This is a genomic window from Actinosynnema sp. NPDC023658 (genome assembly GCF_040639995.1).
GTDB lineage: Bacteria > Actinomycetota > Actinomycetes > Mycobacteriales > Pseudonocardiaceae > Actinosynnema.
In genome coordinates this window covers 1-9,971 of sequence record NZ_JBFAAX010000201.1, presented here as the reverse complement: position 1 = coordinate 9,971, position 9,971 = coordinate 1, and the positions used below count along the sequence as shown (strand labels likewise).

At 68.6% G+C, this 9,971-nt stretch carries 6 protein-coding genes; 2 read left to right on the top strand and 4 right to left on the bottom strand.

Annotation, left to right across the window (positions count from 1 at the left end):
* The 4 genes from AB0G02_RS20585 to AB0G02_RS20570 all read right to left on the bottom strand — a co-directional run.
* Window positions 1-474, bottom strand: a 474-nt coding sequence (locus tag AB0G02_RS20585; RefSeq protein ID WP_360796748.1) for an RICIN domain-containing protein, incomplete at its 3' end; no start/stop codon positions are given.
* A 354-nt stretch (window positions 475-828) separates the two neighbouring features.
* Window positions 829-1,170, bottom strand: coding sequence for a ribonuclease E inhibitor RraB (locus AB0G02_RS20580; protein ID WP_360796745.1), 342 nt, complete (start codon window positions 1,168-1,170; stop codon window positions 829-831).
* Between the two features lie 755 nt (window positions 1,171-1,925).
* Window positions 1,926-4,085 (bottom strand): tetratricopeptide repeat protein, encoded by a 2,160-nt coding sequence (locus AB0G02_RS20575; RefSeq protein WP_360796742.1) that lies wholly within the window; start codon window positions 4,083-4,085, stop codon window positions 1,926-1,928.
* A gap of 229 nt (window positions 4,086-4,314) precedes the next feature.
* Window positions 4,315-4,716, bottom strand: a complete 402-nt coding sequence (locus AB0G02_RS20570; RefSeq protein WP_360796750.1) for a hypothetical protein — start codon at window positions 4,714-4,716, stop codon at window positions 4,315-4,317.
* Between the two features lie 662 nt (window positions 4,717-5,378).
* On the opposite strand from AB0G02_RS20570, the gene AB0G02_RS20565 reads away from it, so the two are divergent.
* Window positions 5,379-9,695, top strand: coding sequence for a LamG-like jellyroll fold domain-containing protein (locus AB0G02_RS20565; protein WP_360796739.1), 4,317 nt, complete (start codon window positions 5,379-5,381; stop codon window positions 9,693-9,695).
* A 57-nt stretch (window positions 9,696-9,752) separates the two neighbouring features.
* Window positions 9,753-9,971 (top strand): hypothetical protein (locus AB0G02_RS20560; protein WP_360796736.1); only part of this gene is annotated, 219 nt, incomplete at its 3' end.

The following is a 9,971-nucleotide window of genomic DNA, read 5'->3' as shown; positions in this document are numbered from 1 at the left end:
GGCCCAGCCGTTGCCGAAGCCCTGCGGTGCGACCAGGATCGCGCTGTTGTTCGACTGCTCCTGCATCCCGTAGTAGGACCACGAGGTCCCGCTGGTCCCGCCGGAGGAGACGTCGTTCATGGTGCCGCCCCGCCAGTGGAACCCGAAGATCAACCGGTACGGGTGGCTGTTGTCGTACCCGTCGGGCACCCTCAGGATGTAGTTGCGCGTCTTGCCGCTGCTCTGGATCGTGTGCGTGCCGCTGCGCAGCGTCGGGGTCTTGCCGCACCCGCTGCCGCCGCCGGGGTCCGGGTCGCCGCCGCCCGAGACCTTGGCCAGCTGCCACTGCTGGTTGGCCCCGCCGTTGGCGGTCCACTGCACGACCTGCGCCCCGTCGCTCGTCGACGCGCCGTAGACATCCGCCGCCAATCCGCTGTCGTGGCTGACGATGGTGTAGTAGCCGTTGCCGGCGGACCGCGCACGACCGGCAGTCATCCACGCCATCCACCCTGGCCGGACACATCCAACCGGCACCTGCTGCTCACCAGCCGGACAGCAAGGGACGCCCGCCCGGTGAGCACCTACACCATTAACCGACTCTTCCTCGGTGTGAACGCCACGCTCGACCGGCTCCGATCCGATCGCCAACTTGAGGAAGCACTGCAACACGGCCCGGATCCACTCCACCTCGCGACGGTCTTCGGTCTTTCCACGCCACAGCCATCCGCTACGCCGAGGCAGCCCGCCGGATCCTCGCCAGCGAGGAGGCTCAAGATGCCGCCCACGACGACTGAGAACGGTCGTCACCGCAGCCGCAGACCACCAACGAGCACGTCAGCGGCGAAGGCGCTACTCCTCGCCGGCAGTCAGAGTGACCCTCCAACCGTTGTACTCCGCACCCGCGTCCTCGGCGATCTGTTCCATCCGACGCTCGATGCCGCCAGCCTCAGACACCGTCAACGGACACGTGGCGAACGCCGCGACATGCCAGTACCCGTCGCCGGTCACTTCCTCGCCCACCACGACATCGGTGATCTCCAGGTCGTTCAGGGCCTGCACGATGGCCTCTGGATGACGGCCTGGCGACGAGAAGAAGTGGGTCACGGAGACCGGCATAGACCGGTCCCGACCAGATTGTTCGGCTCGTACCCGCTCTCGGGCCAAGTGATCGGCCCGCCGCTTTGTACCCACGGGCAGAGCCTAGCCAAAGCCTCAGGAGTTCATCATCACCACGATGAGCGTCCGCTCGTAGCAACCGCAGCGCGTCGCATCCCCAACCATGGACCTCGGAGTCCCACCAAGTCGCCGTCGAACCGAGGCACCGGACCCGCCATACAGCACTCACAAAGCCCCAAGTTCGCGCTGAAGAGCCCTCAGAAGCGGGGTCTGCTGCACGGATTGGTGACATCCGAGTTGGCTTGCCGTGATGGTGAGCTGGGAGGATGTCGCTGTGCCCGAGCCCTGCCCTCGGGCGTTCCGCGAGGATGTCGTGCGGGTCCCGTGACCGTGAGATCGGTGTGACCGTCGAGCAGATCGCCAAGGAGTTCGGGGCCGCCTGATGACCTTGTTCAAGTGGCTGCGCCAGGCCGACACCGATGAGGCGTCATACCCGGTGTGAGCAGGAACGGCTCGGCCGAGCTGCGCCAGGCCCGCAAGCGGATCAAGCTGCTCGAGCAGGAAAACGAGGTCCTGCGTCGCGCGACCGCGTACTTGTCGCAGGCGAACCTGCCGGGAAAGGCTCTACCCGCTGGTGAGCGAGCTGGCCGCGGACGGGATTCCCGTCGCGGTGACGTGCCGGGTCCTGAACATCGCTCGACAGCCGTACTACCGTGGCGTGCCCGGCCGGTCACCGATGCGAACTGGTCAAGGCGTATCGGGCGAACGTGTTGTTCAACGCCCACCGTGACGACCCGGAGTTCGGTTACCGCTTCCTCGGTCGACGGCGATCACAGGTCAGCGGGCAGGTGGTCCACGGATGATTCCGCGCTTGTCGTCGTGTGACGTCCCTGCCAGTAGGCGAGGCTGTGGTCTGTTGCGGTGGTCTGTAGGTGGTCGGTGCCGAGTACGCGTTGCTGGTCGATGAGCAGGGCGCGGAGTTCCGCGGTAGCGGTGGCGGTGTCGCCGTTCTCGCCTTGCCAGTGGGCGAGGCTGTGGCGAGTGGTGAGGGTATGGGGGTGCTCGGGGCCGAGCACGCGCTGTTGGTCGGCGAGGAGGGCACGCAGTTCCGCGGCTGCCGTGGCGCTGTCCCCGGTCTCACCGCGCCAGCGGGCAAGGTTATGGCGGGTGGTGAGCGTGTGGGGGTGGTCGGGGCCGAGCAGAGCCCGGTAGTCCTCCGACAAGACCTCGAAGTCCGCGACGGCGCTGGAGGGGTCCCCTGCTTCGCCCGTCCACCAGGCCAGTTCGTGCCGGACCATCAGCGTGGCGGGGTGGTCGTGCCCCAGGATCTGTCGGAAGTCGAGCAGCAGTACTTCGAACTCCGCCGCGGCCTTGGCCGGGCGCCCTGCCTCTCCCTTCCAGCGGGCGATGTTGGCCCGCGTGTCGAGCGTGTCCGGGTGGTCGGCGCCCAGGACGCGTTGCTGGTCAAGCAGCAACGCTTCCAGTTCCGCCACGGCGCCGGTGGCGTCGCCGGTCTCACCGCGTCCGGATGCCAGGTCGTTGCGCGTGTCGAGGGTGTCGGGGTCATCAGGGCCCAGGACGCGGTGCTGGTCGAGCAGCAGTGCTTCGAACTCGGCCACGGCGCCGGCGACGTCTCCGGCAGCACTTCGCCAGTAGGCGAGATACCACCGTGCGCGCAACGTGTCCCGGTGGTCCTGGCCGAGTTCGTCCTCGGCCTGCCGGCGCAGCATGCTGAAGTGGTCGACGGCGGCGGCGACCTGGCCGCTTCCACCCAGCGAGACGCCGGCGCGGAACAGCAGGGTGTGGCCTTCCGGCTGCCAGAGGGTGGGCGCGGTGCAGGCGTGCAGGCTTCCGGTGGCCGAGCGCAGCGCCTGCGTCAGGTCGGGGTCGGTGGTGTCGATACCCGGCCAGACGGCCAGTAGCGCATCTGCGGTCACGTGAGCCGAGGCGTGCAGTTCCGCCGGGCTGAGGTTGTCGCGGACGACGCGTTGCACCATCGCGTGCACCGCCAGCGTGCGGGCTGATCGCGTGGTGTCGAGGGTGGCGAGGCTGAGTCGGTGCAGGACGGCGAGCGCATCGGTCACCGTCTCAGCGTCGACGTGGCTCTCGGCGAGCCCCGTCAGGTGCGTGAGGACGGCCTCGGTGGTGAACACCGCCAGCGGCGTGCCGTTGGGGTCGAGCAGGCCGGCCAGCGCCAGCAACGGGCGAGCGATACCCGTGGGCGAGAGCTGCTCGGCCAGGTCGATGGACATCGACCAGGTGGCGGCCACCGTTTGCCCGTGTCCGTCGAGCAAGTCGTCCTGTGTGGGCATCACGTCGGCCAGGCTCTTGAGCCGGTCCGCCAGGCGTTGCCGGTACTGCTCGACGGTGAGCAGCGGCTTGTCGGCGATGAACGCCACCGCTTGGGCCAGGGCCAGTGGCAGACGACCGAGGTCTTCGGCCAGCAGGCGCAACTGCTCGGGGTCGGTGCCCCGGCGCGCGTCCTCAGGCAGGGCGCCGTCGAGGTAGTCGAAGGCTTCCCGTTCGGTGAACACGCCCACTTCGACGAGCCGATAACCGCCCCCGGTGAGGGCGGCGTCGCGGCGACGCGTGGTGATCACAACATGACCGAAGGGACTGGGCGGAGGCTGTAGGTCGCGCAGGTCCGCAGGGGCTTGGACGTCGTCGAGGATGATCAGCCAACGGCGATCGGTGCCGGCCAACCACGCCCGAAACGACCGGGCGGCGTCCACGGGGGTGCGGTCCGCGATACCGGGGTCCTGCTCTCGCAGGACCTGTCGAGCCGCATCGGCGTAGGCGGTGATGACGGCGTCGCGGGACAAGGCCGACACCCACACCGCCACGTCCAACGAGCGGTCGTGCCACACCCGCCAGGCGTAGTCGGCCGCGAGCTGCGACTTGCCGACCCCGCCCAACCCGGAGACCACCGCTGAGCCGGACCCGGCACCGGTCACCACGGCGGCCCGGCCCGCCGACAGTGCCTCGGTCAACCGCGAGCGCGCCGCCCGGTCCTGGAAGTGGTGAACCACCTCCGGCGGCACACCGACGCGCACGGGCCACTCCACCCCCGCCTGCGCCAGGGTGACCGCGATGGTGTTGTGCTGGGTGTTGTGGTCGCCGATCTGCGGCCCGAGATTTCCGTGCACGTCGAACCCGCCCTCCCGCGCCGAGGCGGTCGAGCGGCCGTCCCCCTCGGGCGAAGGCGGCACCATGCGGCTGTCAGGCGCCGAAGTGGTTGGTCTGGGTGTTGTGGTCACCGACCTGAACACCCTGGTTGTCCCGCAACTCGAGCTGGTACTTGGCTGTCGTCACGTCCTGCGGATCGACCAGTTCCAACAACGTGCGAGCCGCAGTCAGGACTTCGGCCCGCTCGTCCGGGTCGGCCTCCGCCAAGGCGGCTTCGAGCTCGTCGCGGTAAACCTGCGGCTCGGCGAGGCGCTCCTCGACTGCGGCCTCCGTGCCCAACTCATCACCCTCGTCGGCGACCTTGCGGCGCAGCACCTTGCCTGCTGCGATCTTCAACCCCCGGTAAGCGTCCTGCACCGCGGTCGAAGCGGTCTCACCCGCGCCTACCGCCGCGCCCGCGGTCAACGCCAGCAACACCGGCTCCACGAACTCCATCGCCACGACGTCATCCCCCCTGTACCAGAAGTAGTCCCCCAGCAGTATCACCACTCCACGCTCGACGGGCGCATCACGTCGGGCCGAAGACCAACGGTCCGCATTAATGCGGAGTCAACCCACGTCGCTGAACCCGCGTACGAGAAGTCCACCGTGAGCGCTAGGACAGGAGCGTTGTTCAGAAGTGGGTTCACCAGTCTTGGCGGTAGTGCTCGAGGCAGGCCACGACGCGGATGAGGGCGGGCAGCTCGGCCAGGCGTGCGCGGTAGTAAGTGGCGAGGCGCCCCGGCTCGGCGGTGTTTAGCGTTGAAGTTGCCCTTGCGGTGGGTGGCGTGGTCGTGGGTGGGGATCAACGCTCCGTCGACCAGCACGACCCGGCCGGACGCGGTAGCAGTTCGAGCGTTCACGTTCGTCTTGCGGCGGGACACGTCCCGTCGCCGGCAGACGAACGTAAAGCCTGGTCAGCGCCAGTGCGGGGTTCGGGTCGCTTGATGTTGTGATTCACGTGACTCATCCGAACGGGTCAATGATCCTGGATTAGGCCATTCGGGTGAGTGTGTGCATCCGGTCGGTGAGGCAAAGTTCTGGCCCGATCGCATCTTGCGGCAGCCGTTCATCGGGTTGCCTCGTACGGGGGGTTCTTGGTGGCGGCTCTACTCGGCATGCGCGGAAACAGACCGTGGGGCGACGGACTCGTGGCCGCGTTGGCGGCGTCGCTCGTCGGCATCGCCGTCGCGCAGCCGATAGCGGTGGCGGCTCCCGCGCCCACTGCCGCAGCGGACGAGGCGGTGGACGAGGCTTCGGCCCAGGCGTTGGCCAAGCGCCTGAACAAGTCCGTGCTGATCTCCGGGAAGACGACGGAGACCGACGAGGTCTGGGCGTTGCCGGACGGCGCGTTCACCTGGCGCCAGCACCAGCGGCCGGTGCGCGTGCGACGGGACGGCGGGTGGGTCGCGGCGGACACGACGTTGGAGCGCCGCCCGGACGGGACCGTGGCGCCGAAGGCCGCGGTGGTGGAGTTGGCGCTGTCGGGCGGTGGTGAGGGGTCCGAGGCGCGTGGGCCGCTGGTCAGGATGGCGCACCAGGGCGTCGAGGTCGGGCTGGGCTGGGAGGTCGACCTGCCGGAGCCGGTGCTGGATGGCCCGACCGCGACCTACCCCGAGGTGCTGCCGGGTGTGGACTTGCGGGTCACCGCAGACGTGATCGGGTTTTCCGAGGTGTTGGTGGTCAAGACGCCGGAGGCGGCGCGGAACCCGAAGCTGCGCAAGGTCACGTTCGGTTCGCAGACGACGAACGCCGGTGTCCGCGAGGTCGAGCGCCGGGCAGGGGGCTCGCTGCTCGAGGTCGTGGACGCGTCGGGTGAGGTGGTGTTCACCGGTGACGCGACGCGGATGTGGGACTCCAGCGGTGACGACCGGCGTGAGCCGCAGCGAGCGGTGATGGGCGTCGAGGTGACCGACGGGAGCGTGAGCATCGTCCCGGACCAGGAGTTCCTGGCCGATCCGGACACGCGTTACCCGGTGTTCCTGGACCCGGAGTACTCCTGCGGTGCGTGCGGCAAGTCCCACCACGTGGTGGTGCAGTCCGGTCGCAGTACGGCGAGGAATTTCGATGCGAGCACCGGTGACCTGGCCGATCTCAAGGCGGGTTACCAGACGTCGGACTCCTCGGGGAAGTCCCGTTCGTACGTGCAGATGAACACGGAACCGATCATCGGCAAGACGGTCGACTGGGCGACGTTGAACACCACGCTGCTCTACTCGTGGTGGGGCGGCGCGGACGCCAAGCCGACCGAACTGCACTTGGCGGGCTGGATCGACGGCAACACCACGTGGGACAACCAGCCCGGTGGGGCGGCGTTGCCGGGTACGTCGCGGTCGTTGCTGTCGTCGGTCAACACGGTCAACCAGTCCAAGGCGCCTGGCGTCTCGATGCAGTTCGGTGCGACGGATGCGGTGCGGGCGGCGGCGTCGGGCAGTTGGGGCACCACCACGTTCCTGCTCAAGGGTGAACGGGAAGCCGACACTCTGTCGTGGCGCAGGTTCGGGCTCAACCCGTACCTGGAGGTGCACTACAACTCCACGCCCAACAACCCCGTCGGCCACTCCATGCAGAACGGCACGGTGCCGTGCGTCAAGGGCGGGAACCGGCCGTACGTGTTCACCCGCACGCCCCAGTTGCAGGCGTGGGTGTCCGACCCCGACGGCGGCAGCCTCGACGTGCTGGTGGCGACCAGTGGCGGCTCGTACGGCGCGGACGTGCCGAACACCTACCACGACAACGCGGCCTCGCAGCTGCGGATCGGCACGCCTGGCCCCGGTCAGGGAGCGCTCGCCCAGGTGCAGGTGCCGGCGGGTTGGATCACCACCGATGGTGTCTACAAGTGGGCCATGCGGGTGTCGGACGGCGCGTTGTCCTCGCCGCGGTGGGACTGGGACTGCGAGTTCTACGTCAACACCACGGTCCCGTTGGCCCCGAGTGTGCACGCCGCGAACACTCCGGTGAACCAAGGCGATACCGCCACGTTCGACATCGGTGTCAAGATGGCGACGTCGGGCTTGTACGACATCGATCGATTCATCTACACCACCGACGGCAGCGAGCCGTCCACGCAGGGTTCGCCGAGCGTGCAGGCGTCCATGACCGTCGACACTTCGGGCCGCCTCTCCGCGACTGCCCGGTTGTCGACCACCGCACTCAACGCCCAGCAGAACCTGATCAAGGTCCGTGCGGTGAACAAGGCGGGCACGCCGGGTCCGGACGGATCCTGCATCAGTCCGCTGATCACCGTCGGCACCGCACCTACCGCCGCATGTGCCTACACCGTGTTGCCGCTGACGTCGGCGAAGTTCCTCAAGGGCGCATGGGCGATGGACGACACGGCCGGATCCACGGCCTCGGACAACGTCGCCGTACTCAACCCCGGCGAGACCGCCCACCCCGCGACGCTCACTGAAGCGGGCTGGAACGTCGGGTACAGCCGGGGCAGCTCGTGGACCCAGGCCGACGCCTTCGGCGCCAAGGACGGTGTCCAGGGCGGGATCAACATCCGGCCGGGCGGCTACCTGTCCACCACCGGGCCGGTGCTGGACACCAGCAGGTCGTTCAGCGTCGCGACGTGGGTGTACCTGCAGAAGACCGACAACTGGTACACGGTCCTGTCCCAGGATGGTGGTTCGGTCAGCGGGTTCTGGCTGCAGTACTCGGCCGGCCTCGGCAAGTGGAGCATCTCCGCGAAGTCCGCCGACTCCACCACCGCCGACATGTACCGCGCCACGTCCGCCGATGCGACCGCCGTGCCCGTCGTCAACACCTGGACCCATCTGATCGGCACCTACGACGCGAACAGCAGGCAGCTGTCGCTCTACGTCGACGGCAAGCCCGCCGGCTCGGCGGTCATGGCGACCCCATTGTGGAACGCCGGCGGGCCGTTCGTGATCGGTGCGGCCAAGTGGGACGGTGTGCGAGGGGATCACTTCGCGGGTCAGGTGGACGACGTGCAGGCGTGGCAGCGGGTGCTGTCGCCGCAGGACGCGCACGACCTCGCCACCGCCTCCGCGCCGCGTGCGCAGCTCGGTCTGGCCGAAGGCGCGGGTGAGGTGTTGGCGACCGGTGCGTCGGGTGACGAGTACTCCGGCTCCTATGTGCCCGCGCCGGTGCAGTCGCTGCAAGGTTACTGGAAGTTCGACGAGAACTCCGGGACGACAGCGGCGGACTCCAGCAACAACGGGGCGGGCTACGAGAACAACCTGATCACCACCGGCGCGTCGTGGGTGCCCGGCAAGTCGGGCAGCGCGCTGCACTACAGCGGCGCGGTGGACAGTTACAGCCGTTCGACCGGGCCGGCGGTGAACACCTCGCAGTCGTTCACGGTGTCGGCGTGGGTCAAGCTGGAGGACTTGGACGGCTACTACGCCGTGGTGGGGCAGTCGGGTCAGAACGTGCCCGGGTTCGCGATCCGCTATTCCAAGGACGTGCAGGCCTGGATCTTCGGCGTGACCGCCGCGGATGTGGCGGGCACGCTGCCGCAGTGGACGTATCGGAGCAACTCGGTGACCGCCGCCGGTGTCTGGACGCTGGTGACGGGCGTCTACGACAACGAGGCCAAGCGCATGCAGCTTTACGTTGACGGCAGGCTGATGGGTGCGCGGTCGTTCACCGGCACGCCGTGGAACGCTTCCGGGCCGGTCACGGTCGGCGCTTACCACTTCGGTGCGATGATCCACCCCTTCAACGGTGCGATCGACTCGGTGCGGGTGTGGCAGCAGGCGTTGACCGCGAGCCAGGTCGCCGGGATGGCCGGGCTGTGCTATGTGGATAGTGTGTGGAGCGCGACCGGCCTGGTCCGGGGCACCGCGACCGGTGGAGCGTCGCTCGTCGCGCAGGACGGTGCGGCGAACCTGTCGCTATCGGGTCAGTCCGGCACGGCGGTCACCGCGCCGCGTCCGCGATACTTGCGCACCGATCGCTCGTACACGGTCGAAGCGTGGGTCAAGACCGAGTCGGACGCCGTGGGCGTCCGGACCGCGGTCAGTCTGGACGACACGGTCAACAGTCCGTTCATGCTCGGCTTCCGCAGGGCGGCGAACGAAGCGGAGGGGCGGTGGACGTTCGCCGTGTCGTGCAACCGGGCCGTGGCGGACTGCCTGACCACGGTGCGCAGCGCGGCACCGGTCGTGCCGGGTGAGTGGACCCACCTCGCGGCGACCTTCGACGCGGTGACCGGCCAGGCGTGCTTGTACGTCGACGGGTCCGAGCACGAAGACGAGGCACAGGTCGATTGCGTCAATTCGGCAGGCTTTTACGACGGCACCGGTCCGCTGGTGGTGGGCCGGGGCATGTGGGGCGGCAACCTGGTCGATCTGTGGAAGGGCGGGGTCGCGGGTGTGCGCGTGTACTCCGGCGTGCGCACGGCCGATCAGATCAGGTACGACCACACCGTCGATGACCCCGGTGCCCTGCTCGGCATCGTCCATTGACCGCCTTCTCCCACACCCAGGTTGAGACAGAAGACAATGAACAGACGTAGAGCCGGCGTGTTCGCCAAATCCGTGGTGCTCGCTGTTGTCGTGCTGTTGGGCGCGGCCACCCTGACCCCTGCATCCGCCGCGCCCAGGAGCGGTTGGCACGACCTGGGGTGGGGCCTGCCGTCGTTGCAGGACACGCGGTCGGTGCCCGGAGTCGGGGACCAGCCGCGTCCGGTGCCGCGTGCGGAGTCGGCCGAGCGGGCGTTGACCGCGCCGCCGGAGGCGCGG